Annotated in this window: 17 protein-coding genes; 5 read left to right on the forward strand and 12 right to left on the reverse strand. The window is 72.3% G+C overall.

Features of this window, described 5'->3' with window-relative positions:
- Positions 1 to 7: 7 nt before the first annotated feature.
- From Adu01nite_RS01350 to Adu01nite_RS01360, 3 genes are all read right to left on the reverse strand, one after another.
- Positions 8 to 592, reverse strand: coding sequence for a Uma2 family endonuclease (locus Adu01nite_RS01350; RefSeq protein ID WP_203724350.1), 585 nt, complete (start codon positions 590 to 592; stop codon positions 8 to 10).
- A gap of 61 nt (positions 593 to 653) precedes the next feature.
- Positions 654 to 2,213, reverse strand: coding sequence for a signal recognition particle protein (gene ffh / locus Adu01nite_RS01355; RefSeq protein ID WP_203724351.1), 1,560 nt, complete (start codon positions 2,211 to 2,213; stop codon positions 654 to 656).
- Positions 2,214 to 2,297: 84 nt separating this feature from the next.
- Positions 2,298 to 2,525, reverse strand: coding sequence for a hypothetical protein (locus tag Adu01nite_RS01360; protein WP_203724352.1), 228 nt, complete (start codon positions 2,523 to 2,525; stop codon positions 2,298 to 2,300).
- Between the two features lie 339 nt (positions 2,526 to 2,864).
- On the opposite strand from Adu01nite_RS01360, the gene Adu01nite_RS01365 reads away from it, so the two are divergent.
- Both Adu01nite_RS01365 and Adu01nite_RS01370 read left to right on the forward strand, forming a co-directional pair.
- Positions 2,865 to 4,664 carry a stealth family protein gene (locus tag Adu01nite_RS01365; RefSeq protein ID WP_203724353.1) on the forward strand — a complete coding sequence of 600 codons (1,800 nt, stop codon included), beginning with the start codon at positions 2,865 to 2,867 and terminating at the stop codon, positions 4,662 to 4,664.
- Positions 4,665 to 4,719: 55 nt separating this feature from the next.
- Positions 4,720 to 5,982, forward strand: a complete 1,263-nt coding sequence (locus Adu01nite_RS01370) for a nucleotide sugar dehydrogenase (RefSeq protein ID WP_203724354.1) — start codon at positions 4,720 to 4,722, stop codon at positions 5,980 to 5,982.
- Positions 5,983 to 6,021: 39 nt separating this feature from the next.
- Here the strand turns inward: Adu01nite_RS01370 and Adu01nite_RS01375 are convergent, their stop codons facing one another.
- The 3 genes from Adu01nite_RS01375 to Adu01nite_RS01385 are packed head-to-tail and all read right to left on the reverse strand — an operon-like array spanning position 6,022 to position 8,919.
- Positions 6,022 to 6,405, reverse strand: coding sequence for a GtrA family protein (locus tag Adu01nite_RS01375; protein WP_203724355.1), 384 nt, complete (start codon positions 6,403 to 6,405; stop codon positions 6,022 to 6,024).
- Positions 6,392 to 7,369 carry a glycosyltransferase family 2 protein gene (locus Adu01nite_RS01380; protein ID WP_203724356.1) on the reverse strand — a complete coding sequence of 326 codons (978 nt, stop codon included), beginning with the start codon at positions 7,367 to 7,369 and terminating at the stop codon, positions 6,392 to 6,394. Before Adu01nite_RS01380 ends, Adu01nite_RS01375 begins: the two co-directional genes overlap by 14 nt.
- Complete coding sequence (locus Adu01nite_RS01385; RefSeq protein WP_203724357.1) at positions 7,366 to 8,919, reverse strand: hypothetical protein; 1,554 nt, start codon at positions 8,917 to 8,919, stop codon at positions 7,366 to 7,368. The genes Adu01nite_RS01380 and Adu01nite_RS01385 overlap by 4 nt, the downstream gene beginning before the upstream one ends.
- A gap of 75 nt (positions 8,920 to 8,994) precedes the next feature.
- Here Adu01nite_RS01385 and Adu01nite_RS01390 point away from each other — a divergent pair, with 75 nt between their 5' ends.
- Positions 8,995 to 11,064: an acyltransferase family protein gene (locus Adu01nite_RS01390; RefSeq protein ID WP_203724358.1), complete on the forward strand. Its 2,070-nt coding sequence runs from the start codon at positions 8,995 to 8,997 to the stop codon at positions 11,062 to 11,064.
- Here Adu01nite_RS01390 and Adu01nite_RS01395 read toward each other — a convergent pair whose 3' ends face one another.
- Both Adu01nite_RS01395 and Adu01nite_RS01400 read right to left on the reverse strand, forming a co-directional pair.
- Entirely contained in the window at positions 11,065 to 11,739 is a 675-nt protein-coding gene (locus Adu01nite_RS01395; protein ID WP_239132045.1) for a hypothetical protein, read from the reverse strand. It lies immediately after the preceding gene.
- Positions 11,736 to 13,892, reverse strand: a complete 2,157-nt coding sequence (locus Adu01nite_RS01400) for a glycosyltransferase (RefSeq protein ID WP_239132046.1) — start codon at positions 13,890 to 13,892, stop codon at positions 11,736 to 11,738. Before Adu01nite_RS01400 ends, Adu01nite_RS01395 begins: the two co-directional genes overlap by 4 nt.
- Before the next feature lie 243 nt (positions 13,893 to 14,135).
- On the opposite strand from Adu01nite_RS01400, the gene Adu01nite_RS01405 reads away from it, so the two are divergent.
- Positions 14,136 to 14,621, forward strand: a complete 486-nt coding sequence (locus Adu01nite_RS01405) for a CAP domain-containing protein (RefSeq protein WP_203724361.1) — start codon at positions 14,136 to 14,138, stop codon at positions 14,619 to 14,621.
- A 12-nt stretch (positions 14,622 to 14,633) separates the two neighbouring features.
- On the opposite strand, the gene Adu01nite_RS01410 is transcribed toward Adu01nite_RS01405, so the two are convergent.
- From Adu01nite_RS01410 to Adu01nite_RS01425, 4 genes are read right to left on the reverse strand one after another with little or no spacing between them, the layout of a single operon-like run.
- Complete coding sequence (locus tag Adu01nite_RS01410; protein ID WP_203724362.1) at positions 14,634 to 15,644, reverse strand: O-methyltransferase; 1,011 nt, start codon at positions 15,642 to 15,644, stop codon at positions 14,634 to 14,636.
- Entirely contained in the window at positions 15,644 to 17,266 is a 1,623-nt protein-coding gene (locus tag Adu01nite_RS01415) for a hypothetical protein (RefSeq protein ID WP_203724363.1), read from the reverse strand. Before Adu01nite_RS01415 ends, Adu01nite_RS01410 begins: the two co-directional genes overlap by 1 nt.
- A 26-nt stretch (positions 17,267 to 17,292) precedes the next feature.
- Positions 17,293 to 17,910, reverse strand: coding sequence for a hypothetical protein (locus Adu01nite_RS01420; RefSeq protein ID WP_239132047.1), 618 nt, complete (start codon positions 17,908 to 17,910; stop codon positions 17,293 to 17,295).
- Complete coding sequence (locus Adu01nite_RS01425) at positions 17,894 to 19,906, reverse strand: glycosyltransferase (RefSeq protein ID WP_203724364.1); 2,013 nt, start codon at positions 19,904 to 19,906, stop codon at positions 17,894 to 17,896. The genes Adu01nite_RS01420 and Adu01nite_RS01425 overlap by 17 nt, the downstream gene beginning before the upstream one ends.
- A 96-nt stretch (positions 19,907 to 20,002) precedes the next feature.
- Here Adu01nite_RS01425 and Adu01nite_RS01430 point away from each other — a divergent pair, with 96 nt between their 5' ends.
- Positions 20,003 to 22,336, forward strand: a complete 2,334-nt coding sequence (locus tag Adu01nite_RS01430; RefSeq protein WP_203724365.1) for a glycosyltransferase family A protein — start codon at positions 20,003 to 20,005, stop codon at positions 22,334 to 22,336.
- The last annotated feature ends 86 nt before the right edge of the window (positions 22,337 to 22,422 follow it).

A 22,422-nucleotide genomic window follows, 5' to 3' on the forward strand; every position in this document is an offset into this window, starting at 1 on the left:
ACGACTACTAGTCTCCGGAACACCTGTCGCGAAGGCGCGTCAGCGCAGGCAGATCGATGGTCACCGGATAGGGGACGTCGGTCGCGAACAGCTTGCTGGCGGTCGCGACCACGTCATAAGCGCCGCCCTCGCCCGGTCGAAACTCGGTGAGCACGACACCGTCGGCATCTCCGGGATTCAGGACCCAGTAGCTCTTCACACCCGCGGCGGCGTAGGTCTCGACCTTCGCCTTCATGTCACGGGCATGCGAGGTCGGCGAGACGATCTCGATCGCGAGCAACGCGCTCTTGATCGGGACGGGGCTCTTGGTCAGGTCGCGCTCAGGGATGACCACGACATCGGGCCGCAGCTCACTGCGGCGGTCGACGCTCAAGGACATGTCAGGCACCGGCGCATACCCAGGTGGGCAGCCGGGACGCAGCGCCAAGACGAGCTCGACGCCCAGGATCTGGTGGATTCCGGGCGGGGACGGCAAGACAAGCCTTCCGTCGATCAACTCGTAACGAAGATCCTTCGGAAGGCTCGCCAGGTCGTCGACGGTCCAGTCCTGCTTTTCATCCAGCAGGCTCGGCAGCTGTAGGGCCGCGGTCATCGGGACCTCCTCGGGGGATGTCACGAGACTACATTACCTACGACTAGGTTCGCCACCCCGCTCATTTCTTGTCGTCGTCGTCCTTGGGGGGCTTCATCAGCTTGTTGAAGTCGAGGTTGGGGAGCTTGAAGCCGCCGGCTCCGCCGCCGCCGCCCAGGGTGTTCGGGTCGAGGCCCGGCGGGAGCTGGGGCATGCCGGCCGGAAAACCGGGGGGCAGGGCGCCGCCGCCGGCGCGGGGGCGGGTGTTGCCGCCCTTCGTGCCCTTGCGCTTGTTCTTCGGGCTCTTCGTGGCCTTTCGGCGCGCGCCGGGCAGGCCCATCATGCCGGTCATCTGCTTCATCATCTTCTGCGCGTCGGCGAAGCGGTTGAGCAGCTGGTTGACGTCCATCACGGTCACGCCGGAGCCGTTCGCGATGCGGGCGCGGCGGGAGCCGTTGAGGATCTTCGGGTTGGTGCGCTCGCCCGGGGTCATCGAGCGGATGATCGCGGTGACCCGGTCGAAGTGCGAGTCGTCGAGGTCGTCGAGCTGGGCCTTCATCTGGCCCATGCCGGGCATCATGCCGAGGATGTTGGCGATCGGGCCCATCTTGCGGACCGCGATCAGCTGGTCGAGGAAGTCCTCCAGGGTGAACTGCTCGCCACCGAGCAGCTTGGAGGTCATCTTCTCTTTCTGGTCCTCGTCGAAGGCCTGCTCGGCCTGCTCGATGAGGGTCAGAACGTCGCCCATGCCGAGGATCCGGCTGGCCATCCGGTCGGGGTGGAAGAGGTCGAAATCTTCCAGCTTCTCGCCGGTGGACGCGAACAGGATCGGCTGGCCGGTGACGTGCCGGACGGAGAGGGCGGCACCACCGCGGGCGTCGCCGTCGAGCTTGGAGAGGACCACGCCGGTGATGCCGACGCCGTCGCGGAACGCCTCGGCGGTCTGCACCGCGTCCTGGCCGACCATCGCGTCGATGACGAAGATGACCTCGTCGGGGCCGACCGCGTCGCGGATGTCGCGGGCCTGCTGCATCATCTCGGCGTCGATGCCGAGGCGGCCGGCGGTGTCGACGATGACGATGTCCTTCGCCGTCCGCTTGGCGTGCTCGATCGAGTCCTTCGCGACCTGGACCGGGTCGCCGACGCCGTTGCCGGGCTGCGGGGCGTAGACGTCCACCCCGGCCCGGCCGGCCAGAACCTGCAGCTGGTTGACCGCGTTGGGGCGCTGGAGGTCGGCGGCGACCAGCAGCGGCTGGTGACCCTGGCCCTTGAGCCAGCGGGACAGCTTGCCGGCCAGCGTGGTCTTACCGGAACCCTGGAGGCCGGCCAGCATGATCACGGTGGGCGGCGTCTTGGCGAACTGCAGACGCCGGCCCTCGCCGCCGAGGACGTTGATGAGCTCCTCGTGGACGATCTTGATGATCTGCTGGGCGGGGTTGAGCGCCTGGGAGACCTCGGCGCCGCGGGCCCGCTCCTTCAGGTTGAAGACGAAGGCCTTGACCACGGGCAGCGCGACATCCGCCTCCAGCAGCGCGAGGCGGATCTCGCGCGCGGTGGCGTCGATGTCGGCATCGGTGAGCCGGCCCTTGCTCCGCAGCTTGTCGAAGATTCCGGACAGGCGGCCACTGAGAGTGTCAAACACGGCAAGGCATTCCTTTGGTCAACTCTGTCCGTTGGTCAGAAGAGGTGAGGCGATGACCGCAAGCCTAGCCGCCCGCGTTCCGCCTTACCGGTTGCGCATCCGGTACGTCTTCTGAGCCGCCTCGATGCGCTGCTGGGTGCGCGTGCCGGGCGCAAGCGACTTCTTCGCCTTGCCGTAGAGGTAGACGCCGCCCACCACGGCCAGCGCGACCAGGATCAGGTAGAACAGCGGCCCGATGATGGCGTGCACCACCCAGCCGACCACGACCACCGCTCCGACCAGAGCGAGCAGAAACGCGATTGCCTTGCCCATCGGGTCCTCCCCCGGGTGAAGCGACGACCTTTCGTCGAAGCGTCGGCCTCCACGATGCCTCAATGAAGCAAGTGTGCCCATCGGCCGTATCCCTGAGCGCACCCGTAAGGGTCGGTCCCACCCGTTTTGCCACGCCACAGTAGTCAAATCACGTATACCGGCGATATCAGGCGTCACACGGCGCAATCCACAACCGTGCATCCATGGCGAAACGGGACAAGTGTCCGCACCGATATCGACCGCAACCTGGAGTCCGGGGCCGCCGTTGAGGGTCAGTGACCGCGACGGCCGGATCCACCGGCGGTCGCATCGACGGACTCCCGGCGGAAGGACGACGGCGTGCCTATACGACGGATCCTGCGACACACGCCCTGGCCGGTCCGGCGCCGGGTGCTGGCCGGCGTGCAGCACAAGCTGCTGCAGTACGTGCCGGCCGAGCGCCGCCTGGCCGCCGCCCGGCGGGTGGTTCCGCTGGCCGGTGCGCCCGCGCGACGGCGGGTGGCGGCGCGAGTCACCGAACGGGCCACCCCGGCGGGCGTACGGCGGGAGAACCTCGACCGCGTGGTGACCGCGCTCGAGACGGCGGGTATCGACTGGTTCCGGGTCCCGGTCCATTCGGTGACCGGGTCGGCGGTGGCCGTACCGGAAAAGGACCGGAACCGGGTGATCAGCCTGCTCGAGACGCTGAGCGCGAGTGCCGCCGGGATGTTGGAGGTCGTCGGGCCGAAGGGCCGGTACGGGCGGCGTGGGCGCCGGACGGCGACCGTGCTGAGGCTGAGCCGCCCGGTGACCGACCCGGGCGGAAGCCTGGTGTTCGGGCCGGAGTACGGCTGCGAGATCGAGTTCTGGCGCGAGGTGAACGGCAACCTGGTCGGGCCGCGCAGCAATCCGGTCGCCGACGTGGTGCCGGCCGACGAGCCGGTGGCCGAGGCCAGCGAGCACGTGTACGGCTCGTTCAGCGCGCCGAGCGACCCGGCCTCCTACCGCACCCGCGAGATCTTCACGATGGTCAGCCCGGACCGGGTCGCGTTCCCGATCGACGTGGTCTACACGTGGGTGGACGGCGGCGACCCGGAGTGGCGGGAGAACAAGGCCCGGGCGATCGGCGAGAACGACTGGGTCGCCGAGGTGAGCGGGCTGGCCTGCAACGACTCGCGGTACGCGTCCCGCGACGAACTGCGCTACTCGCTGCGCGCGCTGCACGCGTTCGCGCCGTGGGTCCGGCACATCTTCCTGGTCACCGCCGACCAGGTGCCGGCCTGGCTGGACACCACCCGGCCGGATCTGACCGTGGTGAGCCACCGGGAGATCTTCGGCGACACCGGCCGGCTGCCGACCTTCAACTCGCAGGCCATCGAGTCCCGGCTGCACCGCATCCCGGGGCTGGCCGAGCACTTCCTCTACCTGAACGACGACGTCTTCCTGGCCCGGCCGGTGCCGCCGGAGATGTTCTTCACCCCGGGCGGGCTGACCCGGTTCTTCCCGTCCACGGCGCTTGTCGACTCGGCGCCGCGGCGGGACGACGACCCGCCGGCCAACTCGGCCGGGAAGAACAACCGGCGGCTGATCCAGCAGGCGTTCGGCCGGGTGCTGACCCGGAAGATGAAGCACACCCCGCACCCGTCGCGGCGCAGTGTGCTGGCCGAGATCGAGCTGCGCTTCGCCGAGCAGGTGACGGCGACCGCCGCGCACCCGTTCCGGCACCCGGAGGACGTCTCGCTGCTGTCGTCGCTGCAGCAGTACTACAGCTACCTGACCGGGCGGGCCGCCCCCGGCGAGATCAAGTACATGTACACCGACCTGGCCGACGCGGGGACACCGATGCGGCTGGCCCGGGTGCTGCACGACCGGCACCTGGACGCGTTCTGCCTGAACGACACGGACTCGACCGCCGAGTCGGCGGCCGAGCAGGCCGCCCTGCTGGGTGAGTTCCTGCCGGCCTATCTGCCGTTCCCGTCGCCGTACGAGCTGGCCACCCCGCGCGCGGCCACGGCCCGGCTGGAGTTGCCGCGTACGCCGGTGGTCGCCCGCCAGACCTCGCGCGCGGCCCAAGCCCCCGAGATGGTCCAGCCGCACCCGGACATCGCCCTGCCGGCCCAGCCCACGCCGCCGTCCGCGTCGGATTCCTCCGTCGCCTGAGACCACAACCGCAAAACCCGCTGGCTGACGCCGGCCCCAGATAGGGGGAAATTTCGTGACTTACGATGTTGTTGTGCTCGGGCTCGGGTACGTCGGGCTTCCGCTCGCCCAGCAAGCTACCCGCGCCGGCATGACCGTGCTCGGCTTCGACGTCAAGCAAAGTGTCGTCGACTCGCTCGCCGCCGGCCGGTCGCACGTCGACGATCTCAGCGACGCCGACGTGACCGAGATGCTGGCCGGCGGCTTCCGCACCACCACCGACGAGACCCTCATCGCCCGAGCGGACACCGCGGTCATCTGCGTGCCCACCCCGCTCGCCGAGGGCGACGGCCCCGACCTGCGCGCGGTCGTCGGCGCGACCGAGGCGATCGGCCGCAACCTGCGCCCGGGCATGCTGGTCGTGCTCGAGTCGACCACCTATCCGGGCACCACCGACGAGGTGGTCCGGCCGCTGCTGGAGAAGCTCTCCGGGCTGACCGCCGGCATCGACTTCCACCTGGCGTTCTCCCCGGAGCGGATCGACCCGGGCAACGAGCGGTTCGGCGCCCGCAACACCCCCAAGGTGGTCGGCGGCTACACCACCGGGTGCGCCGACCGGGTGACCGCGTTCTACGGCCGGTTCGTCGACACCGTGGTGCGCACCAAGGGCACCCGGGAGGCGGAGACCGCGAAGCTGCTGGAGAACACCTACCGGCACGTGAACATCGCACTGGTCAACGAGATGGCCCGGTTCTGCCACGAGCTGGACATCGATCTGTGGGACGTGATCCAGGCGGCCGCGACGAAGCCGTTCGGGTTCCAGGCCTTCTACCCCGGCCCGGGCGTCGGCGGCCACTGCATCCCGATCGACCCGAACTACCTGTCGCACAACGTACGCAGCAAGCTGGGCTATCCGTTCCGCTTCGTCGAGCTGGCCCAGGAGATCAACGCGACGATGCCGGACTACGTGGCCCGGCGGGCGCAGAACCTGCTGAACGTCGACGGGCAGGCGGTGCACGGCGCGACGATCCTGCTGCTCGGGGTCACCTACAAGGCGAACATCGCCGACCAGCGGGAGTCGCCGGCCACGCCGCTGGCCCGCCAGCTGGCGTCGCTGGGCGCGACCGTGCTCTACCACGACCCGCACGTGCCGTCGTGGCGCGTGGGCGACGTCGAGCTGTCCCGCATCGACGATCTGGAGGGCGCCGCCGCGTCCGCCGACCTGGTGATCCTGGTGCAGCACCACCGGGAGTACGACGCGGACCACCTGGCCGGCGTGGCGAAGCGCTTCTTCGACACCCGCGGCGTGACCACGGTCCGCGAGGCCCACCGCCTCTGAGGTTCGATCGGCACGAGGGGGCCCGGTCCGGGCCCCCTGTTAGGTTGTCCGGAACGTCCAGCGCGAGTTGAGGGTGTAGTTCAGGACCGGGATGGCGACCAGCGTCACCGCCTGGACCGCCACGAACGGCGCGTGCAGCACCTCGGTGCCGAGCCAGAGCACCACCGTGTTGAGCGTGAAAGCCGCGAGGGTCACGGTGAGGAATTTGCTGCCGGCCACGGCATGGCCGGCCTCCGACCGGAAGACCCAGGCATGTTGCAGGCCGTACGAGACCAGGATGCTCGCCACGAACCCGGCCGTCGACGCCACGACGGGCCGGACCCCCGCCGAGTTGAGCAGCAGCCCCACCCCGAAGTGGGTGGCCGCGCTGGCCCCGCCACTGAGCGCGTACCGGAACAACCGGCCGAGATCAGCGCTCGGCATGCTCGACCCGCACCAGCTGCTCGGGAACGGGCGTCGTGGCCGACTGCGCCGACTTCTCCTGCACCAGGTAGCGCGGCCGGCCGCGGACCTCCTCGTGGATCCGGGCCAGGTACTCCCCGATCACGCCCAGCCCGAGCAGGATGAACGTCCCCATCACCAGCAGCAGCAGGATGACCGTCGGGAAGCCGGCCACCGAACCGCCGCGCAGCCAGCGGACCAGCGTCTGCGCGCCGAGCAGCACCGAGAACGCGGCGAACGCGAGGCCGACCAGGGTGACCAGGTGCAGTGGCGCCGAGGTGAACGAGGTGAGCCCGTTGACGGCCAGCCGGAACAGCGAGCGGAACGTCCAGCGGGACGCGCCACCCTCGCGGTGGTCGATGTCCACCTCGATGATGCTGCGCCGGAAGCCGATCCAGCTGCTGGTGCCGCGGAAGAACGACGAGTGCTCGGGCATCTTCAGCAGCGCGTCCAGCGCGGAGCGGCTGAGCAGCCGGTAGTCGGTCGCGTTGACCAGGTCGACCTTGGTGAGGCCGGTGAACGCCCGGTTGAACAGCTTGCCGCCGAGCCGCCCGATCAGGCCCTGGCCGGTGCGGTTGCGCTTGACCGCCTCGACCACGTGCGCGCCGTCCCGCCAGCGCTGCACCATGGCCGGGATGGCCGACGGCGGATGCTGCAGGTCGGAGTCGATGACCACGACCGCGTCGCCGGCCGCGTGCTCGAGTCCGGCCAGGACGGCCGGCTCCTTGCCGAAGTTGCGGGACAGCTGGACGCCGCGCACCCGCTCGTCGGCGAGGGCGTGCTGGACGATCCGGTCCCAGGAGTCGTCGGACGAGCCGTCGTCGACCAGGACCAGCTCGTAGCGCAGGCCGGCGTCGCCGAGCACGTCGGACAGCCGGCGCACGAACCGGTCGACGCCCGGCCCCTCGTTGAAGATCGGTGCGACCACCGACACGAGCGCGCTCATCGCGGTGCCGTGCTGCAGAAGCGGCGGCCGGCCAGCTGGACCGTGGCCCGGTTGAGACTCACGTCGAAGCGCCTCACTTCTCGCTGGTTGACGGTCTGACTACGGCTGTTGTGGGCGGACGTCTGCCGGAACGCGGCGCGCAGGGCGCAGCGGCGGGCGTCGCCGGCCGGCGTCGGGTCGAAGTCGGCGACCTCCTGCGCGATCCGGTCGTGCAGGAAGGGCCACTGGCCGCGGTCGGCCCGGTCCCGGAAGTCCTTGTTGGCCGCGGTGGAGACGGTGCCGGCGAGCACCAGCACGGCCAGCGCCACCATCAGGTGGCGGCGCACGAAGACGAGCAGCAGGATGCTTCCGGCCACCGTGGTGAGCCCGCTGTCCCGCCAGCCCAGGCCGAGGTGGAACCGCTGGACCTCGGCGTTGAGCGCGGCGATCGAGGCGCCCAGGATCAGGAGCACCAGGGCGACGGCGGCGAGACCGTACGTCTGACCCTGGTCCAGCGTGGGCAGGCGGCGCAGGCCGCGGACGGCCCGCCAGGCGAGCACGGCCAGCGCGACCAGGGCGAGCAGCGGGATCGCGGCGGTCACCCGCGGGAAGCCGTGCGCGGCCTGCGGCCACATCAGTGGCGGCAGCCAGGCCAGCATCCGGCCGGGCAGGGCCGCGGGCGCCCCGACCGGCGCCAGGTCGGAGCCGCTGTAGCAGCCGCCGTCCGCGCAGCGCAGGTAGATGATCGCCCGGACCGGCAGGATCACCGGCAGGAAGCCGGCCCACAGCAGCACCAGGAACCGGGCCGACGGGCCGCGGAACGGTGAGCGCCCGAGCACGACCCGGCCACGGATCAGCACGGCCGCGGTGGCCAGCGGGACGGCGAGCAGGGCCAGTTCGTTGAACGCGGCGATGCCGGCCCCGGCCAGCACCACCAGCACGCCCGGCCGCCGGCTGCGGCAGGCCCAGGCGGCGACGGCCAGCACCAGGGCGCTGGTGGCCAGGTAGAGCGCGCCGAACAGGACGGTCGTGCTGGACCAGCCGGCCGCGACCAGGCCGGTGCCGACGGCGAACGGCAGCAGCGCCACCGGCACCGGCGGCGGCGCGCTGAACAGCCGCTCGCGCCGGGAGGTCACCGCCGCGGCGAAGACCACGGCCGCGACGGTCAGCAGGATCGCCGAGACGAACGACACCAGCCGCAGCCCGATGTTGGCGGGCAGGCCGAACAGCGCGGTGAGCGCGAAGACGACCACGTCCAGGGACCATTCGACGATCCGGCCCAGCGGCCGGAAGTTGCCCAGGTCGAGGAAGGTCGGCACGGTGCTGAACGCGTTGCGGACCAGCAGCCACGGGTTACCGGCGTAGAGGCCGCCGTTGGCGTACACGTTGAATCGGTGGTCGGCCGACGGGGTGAGCGTGACCAGCGGCGCGAGCACGATCAGCGGCACCAGGACGCACCGCAGCAGCAGCGCCCGCCAGGGCCGTTCGACCGCCGGTGGAGGGGGTGTGGACAGCGCCGACGGGTCGGCCTCCACCCGTGGTGGCGGGACGTTGACGATCTCGGCGGTCACGAATGAGCAACGACCGCGAACTACCCGAAGTTGCGACAAACGCGTCCTGGCCACGGTCGTACGCGTTGGGATCAGGTGCGCAACGTAGCCCTGCCCGCAACTCTGGATGGCCGGCCCCGCCCGCTGCCCGGCCAGCGCGACTCGCTGCCGGTCTCGGTCCTGCCGGGGGACAGGTTCCGCCCCGACATCGAGGGCCTGCGGGCCGTCGCGGTGCTGCTGGTGGTGGCCGCGCACGCGGGCATCCCGGGGCTGGCCGGCGGCTATGTCGGGGTGGACGTCTTCTTCGTCATCTCCGGCTTCCTGATCACCTCGCTGCTGCTGCGCGAGGCGGAGAGCACCGGCCGGATCTCGGTGCCGCGGTTCTACGCCCGGCGGGCGATGCGGTTGTTGCCGGCCGCCGCGGTGGTGCTGGTCGCGACGCTGGTCGCGGCCCGGCTGCTGCTGCCGCTGACCCGGCTCGGCGAGTTCGCCAAGGACGCGCTGGCCGCCACCGGGTACGTCGCCAATCTGCGGTTCGCCGAGGCCGGCACCGACTACCTGCGCGCCGACCAGTCGCCGTCGCCGTTCCAGCACTTCTGGTCGCTCGCCGTCGAGGAGCAGTTCTACCTGGTCTGGCCGCTGCTGATCCTGGCCAGCGCGTACCTCTGGAAGCGTCGCCGCCCGCTCGCCGCCGTCCTCGCCGTCCTGGTCGTGGCGTCGTTCGCGCTGAGCGTGACCGAGACGGTCCGCTCGGCGCCGTGGGCCTACTTCGGGCCGCACACCCGGGCCTGGGAGCTGGGCGCGGGCGCGCTGCTGGCCCTGGCGGCCGGCCGGATCCGCAAGAGCGCGGTGCTCGGCTGGGCGGGGCTGGCCGCGATCGTCGCCGCGGCGGTGCTCTACGACGACGCAACGGCGTACCCGGGCTGGCGTGCTCTTCTCCCGGTGGCCGGCGCCGTCGCGCTGATCGCGTCGGCCGGGGCGGGCCCGGGCCGGCCGCTCGGCATCGCGCCGTTGCAGGCGGTCGGCCGTCTCTCCTACGGCTGGTACCTGTGGCACTGGCCGGTCCTGCTGATCGTCCCGGCCCATGCCGTGTGGCAGAAAGCGCTGCTCGCGGTGGGTGCGCTCGGCCTGGCCTGGGTCACCTACCACCTCGTGGAGAACCCGCTGCGACGTCGGCGGCGCCCGGTCTGGCTCAGTCTCGGCCTCGGGGCGGCGTTCTCCGGCACGGTGGCGGCGGCCGCGGTGCTGCTGGTGCTGCTGCCGCACGGGGTGGAGTCGGCCGGGCGCCGCGCCGACCTCAGCAAGACCCTGGCCACCGCGAAGGACCCGGCGGCCGAGCTGGCCCGCACGATCGAGGCGAGCCGCGCGATGGGCCCGCTGCCGGTCAACCTCACCCCGAAGCTCAAGAAGGCGGCCCGCGACCGGCCCCGGGTGTGGGACATCGGCTGTCACGCCGACACCCCGGTCACCGTCGCGCCCACCGGCTGCGTCTTCGGCGACCCGAACGGCCGGGAGACGGTCGTGCTCTACGGCGACTCGCACGCGGCGCAGTGGTTCCCGGCGATGGAGAAGATCGCCACCGAACGGCACTGGCGGCTCGTCGACCTGACCAAGAGCTCGTGCACGGCCGCCGATCTCGCCGTCCGGCACGACACGCTGAAACGGGCGTACACCGAATGTCTGGCCTTTCATGCCTCGGCGCTCGCCCGGATCACCCGGGAGCACCCGTCGCTGGTGGTGATCGGGTCCAGCTTCAACTACGCGCCGGCCCAACCGGCCACGGATCTCGGCGGGCAGTGGCGGGCGGCCTGGGACCGCACGTTCGGCGCGCTGGAGGCGACCGGCGCCCGGGTGGCGGCGATCGCCGACACCCCGTACATGGGCGGTCCGGTTCCGGAATGTCTGGCCGATCCGGCCAACGCCGGCCACGCGGGCAACTGCACCCGCAGCCTGCGTTCGGCGCTGCGCGGTCCGGAGCAACGCGAGGTCTTCCTTGCGTACGCCGGGAGGCCGCGCACCACCGTGATCAACCCGATCACCTGGTTCTGCACCGACGTGTGCCCGGCCGTGGTCGGCAACCTGCTGGTCTACCGCGACTCCAACCACATGACGACCACCTACTCGGCCGCCCTGGCCCCGCTGCTGGCGGCCAGGCTGCCCGGTTAGTCAGCGGAGCAGGTCAGCCAGGGTCGGCAGCTGGGCCCGGTCCACCATGATCGTCCGAGCCGTGTCGTGGTCGCGGTACAGCCGGGTCAGCCGCTGCGACAGCAGGTCGTCCCAGGGCCGGTCCGGGCGGTGCTTCTCCCAGGTCGCCCGGTCCGGCAGGTATTCGAGCAGCACGCCCAGGTCGCGCAGCAGCGCGAAGGACGGGCAGTCGGTCACCACGATCGGCCGGTGGTCCGGGTTGACCAGCAGCCGCTGCTGAAGGGTCAGCACGAACTCGCGGACGGCCACGGTGTCCAGCCCGATCGCCACGTAGAGGTGGGCGGGCGGACGCTGGGCGGCGACCGGCACCTTGCGTACGCCCGCAACGCCGGCGGCATGCCGGCCGCGCAACCGGCGCAGCACCGCACGGGCGATCCGCGGTACCGTGTGCACCGGGTCCTTGACCAGCGACACCAGCCCGTACCCCAGCCGGTAGGACTCGCTGTGCTGCAGCCGCTCCAGGCGGCGGCGTTCGCGGTCGCGCTCGCGCCGCATCTCCTCCGCGTTCGCCTGTTCCTCGGCCAGCTTCACCTCGAGCGAGCGCAGCCGGCCGGCCATCGCGGCCAGCTCCCAGCGGGCCCGCTCCGGCGCCTCCAGCACGACCCGGCGGGCCGGGATCTTCACGCGTTCCGTCACGCCATCCTCCACGTGTTCGCGGGCAACCCGCTCAGCCATCCGGCCGCCGCGGCACCACCGTTGCCGAAGCCCAGCTCGCGGCACCGGTGGGCCAGCCCGGCCCGCACCTCCGGCCGCACTGCCTGGTCCAGCGCCTCTTCCAGCTCGGCCGAGGCCGGGTCCTCGACGGTCAGCGCGACCCCGGTGGCCGCGGCGAACCGGGCCCGGCCGCGCTGGTCGTCGAGGCGGGTCGCGGTGTTCGGCAGGAACACCGTGGGGATCGCGAAGCCGATCTGCTCGTGGAACGAGTTGTAGCCGGCCGCGCTGATCGTGAGGTCGAACGCCCGCAGGTAGCGGCTCACCGGGTAGATCTTGACGACCTTGGCCCCGGGCACCCGCGGCATCGGCCGGGTGGCGATCGTCGACTCGGCCAGCACCAGCTGGAAACCGTGGCCGGACAGGTGCGTGCAGATCCGCGCGATCGGCGACGCGATGTCGTTGATGTTCCCGGCGCCGAGCTGCAGCAGCACGGCCGGCCGGTCGTCCAGGTCCAGTTCCCTCTTCGCCGCCTCCCGATCGAGCAGTTCGCTCTCGTCGAGGAAGGTGATCGGGGCGACCTGGAACGCGCTCGCCCGGTCGGCGACGGTCGGGCCCTCGTCGGCGATCGCGGCGAACTCGCCCGGCTCCAGCACGTGGTCGAAGACCTTGCCCTCGGTGATCCAGTCGGCGCCGACCCCGCGCTGCCACATCGCCCTGCGCACCCAGACCCAGACGATCTCCGGGTGGTCCCGGACCGCCTCGACGATGCCGGGGTGCGGCAGGCAGTCGACCGCCACCACGGACGGCTCGTGCAGCTCGATCAGGTGGGCCAGGCGGGCCCGCAGCACCGCGGTCCAGCGGGCCAGGCCGGCGTCGAGCACCTTCCGGGACGGGATGTACTCGGTGAGGAAGCCCTCCTGGTGGGCGACCGAGGCACCGTACGACTGGGTGGCGATCACCGCCGACATGTCGCCCGGCAGTCGCCGGCCGATGGCCATCAGCCGGGAGATGTGGCCCATGCCGGCGCCGTTGTCGCTGACCATGAGGACCCGCCGCTGCTTGAGGCTCCCCGGCACCGCGGGTGCGGCCGGTGAGATCCGCGAGCGGATGCCGAAGTCGGCCAGCCGGGCCAGGTGCGACTGGTGGCCGTAGCGGCGCTCGGCGAACTCCCGGGCCCGGCTCACCACCGCCCGGTAGCGGGCCGGATCGGCATACAGCTCGGCGACCAGGCGCGGCACGTCGGCCGGGGTGCCGTAGAGCGCGGCGTCGGCGAACGTCGGCCGGAAGTGCTCGCCGATGATCACCGGGACGCCGCTGGCCATCGCCTCGAGGATGGTCCGGCCGAACGCCTCGACCAGGTCGGGGTCGTGGAAGTAGACGAAGAAGTCGATGGTCCGCAGGAACTCCTCGGGCTCCTCGGCCCCGAAGCGTACGACGTCCCAGTTGTCCGGTTTCTCGCCGAGCCGCTCCACCGCGATCTCGCCGCCGCCCAGCACCCGCACCCGCACGTCGCCGGTCACCGGGTAGGCCTGCCGGATCTCCGCCGGGTCGATCGGCCACTTCACCGGGTCGCCGCGGCCGTGCCGGCCGATCACCGGAACGTCGCCGACGAAGCCGTCCCGGTCCCGCCACCAGTGCGCGACGTCGATGATCTCGTGCCAGTCGTCCGGCGCGAGCCGGGCGTCCGGGACGACCTGACGCACCTGGTCACGGACCTGGGAGCTGATCGGCGCCCACTCCACGGTGTCGCCGAAGTAGCGGTGCACCCGATCCCGGACGGCCGCGAAGTCGTAGTAGCGGAACGGGTTGCCGACGTCGCCGGGCGCCTGGTTGATCACCATGACGGTGCGCTCGGCGGTGATCCGCGGCAGCGTGGCCAGGTCCTCGGTGAAGATCCGCGGCTGGCGCACCAGCAGCAGCTTGCAGGAGACCGGCTCGTCGTCGCGGGCCAGCGTGGCCACGCCGTCGCGGAGCAGCTCACTGATCCGTGGGCTGAACGGCAGCACGCGCGGCTGGTGGGGTGACGGCACGTGCACGAGAACGGTGGAGAGCGCGGCCTCGGCCTGCGCGTGCACCTCGGCGGCGATGCTGGCCGAGGTTCCCCCCGGATATCGGAAGTCCGAAAGGATCGCCACGTCAAAGGTGGTCCCGGGCACTGTGCTGATCTCCCTCGGTCGGAACGGCAAGGTCCCTTACCACCAACGAATTACCGGTACGCACCGTGACGGCAACCGAACCGTGGCAGTCAACCGGGCCGCAACCCACGTGCCCCGGCAAGGCAACCCCCGGGCCTTCATCGGGGCTCCAGCAGCGCCGAACTATGTCGGTGAACCCGGCGGTAGCAGCCGGGCCCACACGGCGAAAGGCAGTTCGACTCGATGCGTACCATCACCAAGCGTCTGGCCCTGATCGCGATGATCCCCGCCACCCTGCTCGGCATGGTCCTGCTCGCCGCCGCACCGGCCGAGGCCGCCGCGACCAGCGTGGTGAACCTCCAGAACGGCATCAACACCCTGATCAACCAGGAGCGCGCGGCGCACGGCTGCAAGGCGCTCACGGTCGACGCCCACCTGCTGACCGCGGCCCGCGCGCACAGCGCCTACATGGCCCAGACCGGCACCTTCAGCCACACCGGCCGCGGCGCCTCGACGTTCGACTACCGCATCAAGACCGCGGGCTACTCGAAGCCGTCGGCCGAGAACATCGCGTACGGCTACCGCAGCGCCGCCGAGGTCGTGAAGGGCTGGATGGCCAGCCCGGGTCACCGCACCAACATCCTCAACTGCGCGTCGACCCGGGTCGGCGTCGGCGCGGTCTACGCCGCCAACGGCACCCCGTACTACACCCAGGACTTCGGTTACTGAGCCTCTTCTTTTTTAGTTGCTCGGCGTGAACTGACGAACCACCCGGCGGTACGACAACACGGCATGCCGTCCGAGGGCCTCACCTTCCTGGGTGAGGCCCTCGATCATTTCCACCCAGCGTCGCAGCGCCTCCGCCTCGTCCTGCCGGTGCGCGTCGTCGAAGACCACCGTGGCCGTGTCGGCCAGCCGGTCCTCGAGCACCCGCATGGCCGGGTAGCGGGCGTCCTTGCCGGTCTTCTCCGGCGGCCCGTCGATCAGCAGCAGGTCCACCTCGTTCAGGTCGGCCACCGCCTCGGTGTCGTACCAGGGGAAGGTGCGGCCGTCGAGGACGACCGGGCACAGCGGGGCGTCGCGGACCTCGGCCACCGCGGTGAGGCCGTGCGCGGCCAGCGCGATCCGGGTCTTCTCGGCGTACGCGGCGTCGTGGTCGAGCGAGATGAGCTTGCCACCCGCCTTCTCCAGGGCGTACGCGATCCAGACCGTCGACGTGCCGCTGCCCAGCTCCAGCACCAGTTTGGGCCGCCGGGTGTGGATGATGTGCAGCAGGGCGAGCAGGTCGGTGGGGTTGAGCGCGAACCCGCCCGAGGTCGGCATCGGCGCCCGCGGCGAGAAGCCCTGGAACATCTGGATCAGCGCCTCCACCTCGCCGGTCTGTGCCCGCAGCAGCCGGTCGGTGCCGTTCGCGGTCAGCTTCTGGGAGTTGGCGAGCAACTCGGTCAGCTCCCGGTGCCGGTCGCCGGCCAGGAGCAGCATCTGCTCGACCGCCCCGAGCAGCCGGCGCTGGGTCTGGTCGAGCACGGCACGCTGCTCGCGCTGCGAGCGACGGGCCTCCCGGCCGAGCGTGGCCAGCCGGTGCAGCACCAGGATCAGCCCGGCGGTGAGCGCGACCATGACCACGGCGAGGACGGCCAGCGCCACCCCGATGTGGCCGGTGAGCGCACTGCCGCCGATCGCCGCGCCGAGAAGGGCCGCGGCGGCGAGCAGGACGGCCTGACGGCGAGTGATCTTCCGAAGCCGGCTCATCAGTTTCCTCCCGAAGCGGGTTTTGTCGCGGACGTCGGGCCGTGCGGGCAGAACGGCACGCCGGCCTCCTGCTGGGCCGCGACGTCGAACGACTGGTCGAAGCGGTACTGCGAGAACGGCACGTCGGCGAAGAGCGTGAAGAACTCGGCGCGCAGCGCGCAGCGCCGGTCCTGGCCCGCCGGCGTCGGGTCGAAGTCGGCCATCGCCTGGGCGAGCCGGTCGTCGAGCCGGGCGGCCGGGGTGTCCATCACCTCGTCCCGGAACCGTTTGTTGGCGGTGGCCGAGACGGTGGCCATCGCCGCGAACAGCAGCACCAGGCCGGCGATGAGTGCCCGGCGGCCGGGCCGGATCAGGTGCCCGAGCGCGGCCAGCAGCAGCGCGCCGGCCGGCATGGTGACCGCCGAGTCGCGCCAGCCGAATCCCCAGTTGCCGGCCGCGGCCGCCCGCTGGATCTCGGAGTTCAGCGCGCCCATGGTCGCGCCGAGCAGTACGGCGACGGCCGCGACCGCCAGCAGCACCGCGCCGGCCGGCCGGTCCACGGCGGACAGCCGGCCCAGGTCGCGCAGCGCGAGCACGGCCAGGACGAGGAGCGTGACCGCGGCGACGACGAGCACCACCCCGGAGAACCAGGGCTGGTGGCTGCCGCCGGCCGTGGCGGACTGCCACATCAGCGGCGGGAACCAGCCGAGCGCCCGGCTCGGCAGGGCGGCGAACACCTCGGGGCCGGCCGACACGTCCGAGCCGCTGTAGCAGGCCTGGATCGAGCAGTAGTGGTTGATGACCATCCGGACGGCCAGGAAGACCGGCAGGAAGCCGAGCCAGAGCAGCCCGAGCACCCGCATCGGCGCGGCGAACCAGAACCTACGGCCGGTCAGCGCCAGCACCCACCGGCCGCGGGCGAGCACGGCCACGGTGGCCAGCGGCAGCGCGAGGTAGGCGACCTCGTTGAACGAGGCGAGGGCGGCACCGGCGACGATCAGCGGCAGGATCCACCACAGCCGGATCGGGCGTTGCGGGTGGATCCGGCACAGCATCGCCGGGACGGCCAGGACCAGGGCGGCCGAGGTGAGGTAGAGGCCGGCGAAGAGCACGACCGGGCTGGCCCGGCCGGCCGCGACCAGCCCGCCGGCCACCGCGAACGGCACCACGGCGGCCAGCGTGGACGGTGGCCGCCGGAACATCCGGCCGCGCGCCACGACGCTCTCGGCCAGCAGCATCGCCACCACGCCGAGCAGGGCCGCGGCCGCGAACGACACCAGCCGGAACCCGATGTTGGCCGGGATGCCCAGGACGTCGCCGAGCACGTACGCGAACAGGTCGAGCAGCTTCTCCAGCATCCGCCCGAGCGGCCGGAAGTTGCCCATCCGCAGGTAGCTGGGCAGCGAGTCGAGCGTGTGCGGGACGATCCGCAGCGGGTCGTCGCGGAACAGGCCGCCGTGCCAGTAGATGTTGAATCGGTGGTCGGCGGTCGGTGCCATCGCCACCAACGGCGCCAGCACGACCAGCGGCGCGACGGCCGCCCGCAGCAACGCCCGCCGCCAGAGGGCACCGACCGGCGGTCCCTCGACGACGAGGCGCATCGCGACCCTCGGGGCCTCGGCTTCCAGCACTGACGCGGTCACGAAGTGCAAACGAGTCCGCGATCGTGTCAGTAACGCGATGGTTCGAGCAGTTTGGCCAGGGTAGGCGGGTCGCGCGGATCCACCACCACCGCCCGGGCCGCCCGATGGTCACGGCACAGCTGGGCCACCCGACCGGCCAGCAGCCCCTCCCACTCGCCGCTCTCGTGCTGCGACCAGGTGACCGGGTCGGGCAGGTATTCCAGGATCACGCCGGGCACCTGCAGGCCGCGCAGCGCGGGCTGATCGGTGACCACCACCGGCAGATGGTCGCCGTCCACCAGGATCCGTTGCCGCAGCGCCCGGATCAGGCCGTGCGAGGCGTCCCGGTCGAGCCCGACCGCGACGTAGACCCGGGCCGGAACCGGCCCGGGCACGGTCTTGGCGCGGGCCGGGATCGCGGTGTAGCGGCGGCGCAGCAGGCGGCGGGCGGTCCGCATCGGATCGCGGGACAGTCCGACGAGGACCCGCCCGACCCGGTACGACCGGCTGCGCCGCAACTCCCCCACCAGGTCCTGGGTGCGGTCCCGCTCGCGGACCGCGGCGTCCCGCTCGGCCTCGACCGAGCGCAGCCGGCCGGTGAGCGTGGCCACCTCCCACCGGGCCAGCGACAGATCGTCACAGTTCTGCTCAGGAATTGGCGGCACGGTTCACCTCCCGGCATTGCCCGGCGAGCCAGGTCGCCGCGTCCTCGGCGCCGTTGCCGAAGGACAGCTCGGCACAGCGCCGGATCAGCGCGTTCCGGACCGCCGGGTCGGCGAGCTTCGCCAGCTCGGTCCCGGCCGACTCGTCGTCGGTGGCGCACAGGGCCACCCCGGCCGCGGCGGCGAAGCGGGCCCGGGCCAGCTCGTCGTCGCAGGCGTCCGGGTCGGGCACGAAGACGGTCGGCACCCGGGCACCGAGCAACTCGTGGAAGTTGGTGTAGTCGGCCCGGGACACCGCCACCGTCACCTCGCCCAGGTCGGCGGCGGCCGCCTCGATCGTGCGGAAGCCGGGCAGCGCCGCCTCCACGCCCCGGCAGAGCAGCGTGTGGTCGCCCTCGCGACGGGCGAGCCGGTCGGGCAGGTCGGTGATCGGGTCCACGGTGGAGACCCCGGACCGGGCGGTCGTGGTCCAGCCCTCGTCGCCGGTCGCCGCGAACTCCCCCGGTTCGAGGATGCCGTCGAAGGCCGCGCCGCGGCCGGCCCATTCGCCGCCGGTGCCGCGCCGCCACATCGCCGGGCGCAGCCAGAGCCAGCGCGGCCGGGGGTTCTCCGCGGCCGCCTCGACGATCCCGTCGTGCGGCAGCCCGCCGACCAGCACGGCCCGCGGCCGGTAGAGCTCGACGAGATGCCCGAGCCGGGTCCGCACGAAGCCGTCCCAGCGGGCCGGCGGCGCGCCCAGCTCGGTCGCGCCGGGCAGGTATTCGGTGAGCAGGCCGGCCGCGTGCGCGTCGGCGAGGCCGGCCGAACCGGCGACCACGACCGCCTCCAGGCCGGACGGCAGCCGCCGGGCGATCGCCCGGAAGCGGGCCACGTCGTCGCCGACCAGCAGCACCCGCCGGCTCGTCCGCTCCGGGCGCAGCGGCGGGCGGAACGGCCGGCGATCGGCCTTCGGCATCACGCCGAGCGACGCGAGCCGGCCGATGTGCGAGGCGCTGCCGAACTGATCGGTGACGTACCGGCGGGCCCGCTCCACCTGGGCCTCGTAGGCGGGCCGGTCGGCGTGCAGCCGGGCGACCAGGTCGCGGACCCCGGCCGGGTCGGTGTAGAGGGCGGCGTCGCCGAAGATGGCCCGGAAGTGCGGGCCGACGATGACCGGCACCCCGCTGGCCATCGCCTCGAGGATGGTCCGGCCGAACGCTTCTTTCCAGTCCGGGTCGTGGAAGTAGACGAAGAAATCGAGACCGGCCAGGAAATCCCGGGGCGACTCGGCGCCGAACTCGACGACGTCCCAGTTGTCCGGTTGCCGGCCGAGACGGCGTACCCCGATGTCACCGCCGCCGAGGATGCGGACCTTGACCTCCGCCGAGTCCGGGTAAGCCTGCAGCAGCTCACCCGGCTCGCGGGGCCATTTCACCTCGTCCGGCCGGCCGTGCCGGCCGATGACCGGGATGTCGCCCGGCGGACGGCGGGCGACGGCCCAGTCGTCGATGTCGATGATCTCGTGCCAGTCGGTGTCCGGGAGCGTGGTGCGCGGCGCCACCCGGTGCACGTTCTCGCGCACCTGCGAGCTGATCGGCGCCCAGACGACGTCGTCGCCGAACAGCCGGGTGATCCGCTCGCGGACCTCGTCGAAGACGTAGTAGCGCTGGTCCTGCCGCTCGTCGCCGGGCGGCTGGTTGAGCACCACGAAGGTATGCCCGGCCCGCACCGCCGGCACCACGGCCGGCTCCTCGGTGAAGATCCGCGGCTGGCGGATGAGCAGCACCCGCGCGGCCACCTCGGTGCCGTCGTCGTGGGCCAGGTCGGCGAGGCCGTCGCGCAGGCAGGCCACGATCCGGGACTGGAACGGCCGGGCGTGCCGCAGGTGCGGCGACGGGACGTGGATGAGCACCGTGGACAGTCCCGCGGCGGCCTGGGCGCGGACCTCGGCGACGATGCTCGCCGAATTGCCACCTGGGTACCGGAGGTCCGACAGGATGGCGACGTCGTACAAGGTCACGGTGTCTAGAACGACAGGAACTAAGCGGGCGATACGGACAATTCACCTCGCGGCTTGGCTCGTTAAGGACTGCGAGTCAAGAAACGAGGAGACGCCATGACACCCGGACCGGATCCGCTCGCCGTCGCGGCCCTGCAGGCCCGTTCGGTGGCCGCGCGCGGGCCGCTCGCCCGCGCGGCCGGGGCGCCCTCGGCCGAAGCACTGGTCACCGGCGCACCCGCCGACCCGTGGCTGGCCGGCGAGCTGGCCCGGGTGATGGCGCTGCAGGATCTGCGCCCGGACGACCAGGCCGGCGCGCTCGCCATCCTGGCCCGGCTGCGGCGGGCCGGCACCATCGCGCCGGACCATCAAGGGCTGCACGTCCAGGTCGCGTACTCCGACGGCGACCGCTCGCTGGCCGCCACGCTGCTCGACGAGTACCCCGCCGTCGCCGAGCCGATCCGGGCCGCGGTCACGCTCGATCTGGCCAACCCGCATGCCAACGGCACCGGCGAGAAGTGGGAGGCGGGCTTCTCGGCGCTGCTGCCGCACCCGGGTGTACGGATCGGCGACGGCCCCGGCGACCCGATCGACCGCCTGGTCACCGGCGCGGCCCAGCGCACCGGCCACGCCACCCGGATCACCACCATCGTCACCACCTGGCGACCCGACCAGGGTCTGCTCACCGCGGTCCGGTCGCTGGTCGCGCAGACCTGGACCAACCACGAGATCCTGGTGATCGACGACGGCTCGCCGCCCGAGTCCGACCCGGTGCTGCGGGCGGCCGGCGCGATCGACCCCCGGGTCCGGGTGATCCGGATGGTCACCAACGGCGGCACCTACGTGGCCCGCAACGCCGGTCTGGACGCCGCCACCGGCGACTTCGTCACGTTCCAGGACTCCGACGACTGGTCGCACCCGATGCGGCTGGAGAAGCAGGTGGCGCCACTGCTCGCCGACGAGGCGATCTTCTCGACCACCTCGACCGGCATGCGGGTCACCCCCCAGCTGGTGGTGACCCGGCCCGGCATCGAGCAGACCCGGTCGTACAACCTCTCCTCGCTGATGTTCCGCCGGCAGCTCGCGCTGGACCGGGTCGGCTACCTCGACGCCGTCCGCAAGGGCGGCGACGCCGAGTACGTCGAGCGGGCCCGCGCCGTCTTCGGCGGCCGGGCCGCCACCCTGCACCTGGCCGGCCCGCCGCTGGCCCTGATCCGGCTGAGCACCGGCTCGCTGTCCAGCGCCGACTACCGGGTCGGCTGGATGCACCCGGCCCGCCGCTCCTACCTCTCCGCGTTCCAGGCCTGGCACCTGCGGATCAAGGCGGGCACCGCCGCACCCCGCGAACCCCGGGCGTTCGTGGCCCCCCGCCGGATCCGCGGCACGACCGGCGCCCGCGCCTACGACGTGCTGCTGGCCGGCGACTGGACCACCGACGGCGGGGCCGGCACGGCCGGGATCGGGCAGCTGCGCGCGCTGGACAAGCGCGGCCTGCGCGGCGCCCTGCTGCACCTGGACGAGCTGGCCAACCTGCGCCACGGGGCACGCAACCTCGACCCGCACGTCCAGGAGCTGATCAACACGGGGGACATCACCCAGGTCGAGCTCACCGACGACGTGCGGACCCGGCTGGTGGTGGCCCGCTGCGCCCGCGTGCTGCAGCACGCGCCCGACCTGGCCAGCGGCATCCGGGCGCAGCGCGTGGTGATCGAGTCGGCCGCGGTGTCCCGGTCGGCCGCGGCCGGCGCCCGCCGGCTGTTCGGCCGCCGCCCGCTCTGGGCGCCGGCCGGCCCGGACGGCCGCCGGTTGCTCACCGCCGCGCTCGCCGAGGACCCGCTCGCCGCCGGCCCACCCGGCGACCTGCTCACCGCGGTCGACCTGCCCGGAACCGTGGACGCCGGGCACTGGCGGCTCGACCGGCGCGGACCGCGCGCGGACCGGCCGGTGGTCGGCCGCCGCTGCCGGGGCGGCCGGGCCGAGTGGCGGCGGCTGCGCGACGAGCTGCCCGACTCGAGCCGGGTGGACGTGCGGCTGCTCGACGACGACGATTCGGCCGGGCGGGCGTTCGGCCGAGTCGGCACCCCGCGGGCCTGGCTGGTCTACGGCCGCGAGGAGGTCAGCCTGCGCAGCTTCCTCTACCAGGTCGACTTCTACCTGCACCTGCCCCGGCCGGAGGCGCCGGCCGACCCGGACCCGGATCTGCTCGCCGCGCTCGCGGCCGGCTGCGTGCTGCTGCTCCCCTACCGGTACGCGGCCACCTTCGGCGACGCGGCCGTCTACTGCGAGCCGGCCGAGGTGCCGGAGACGGTCCGGGCACTGCACGAGAACCAGCAGGCGCTGCGCGTTCAGGCGGCCCGGGGCCCGGAATTCGTCCGCCGGCACCACGGGCACGAGCTGTACGCCGAACGCGCCGCTCTGTTGGCAACCCAAGGGCAACCGACGCGCTCGTAAAGCGGGCGGCCCGGCAACCGATTCTTCGGGGCGTAAGACACAGACAGCCGGTCCCCCGACCGGCTAGCCGCGGGAGATTCCCCTGC

Source organism: Paractinoplanes durhamensis (genome assembly GCF_016862175.1).
Taxonomy (GTDB): domain Bacteria; phylum Actinomycetota; class Actinomycetes; order Mycobacteriales; family Micromonosporaceae; genus Actinoplanes; species Actinoplanes durhamensis.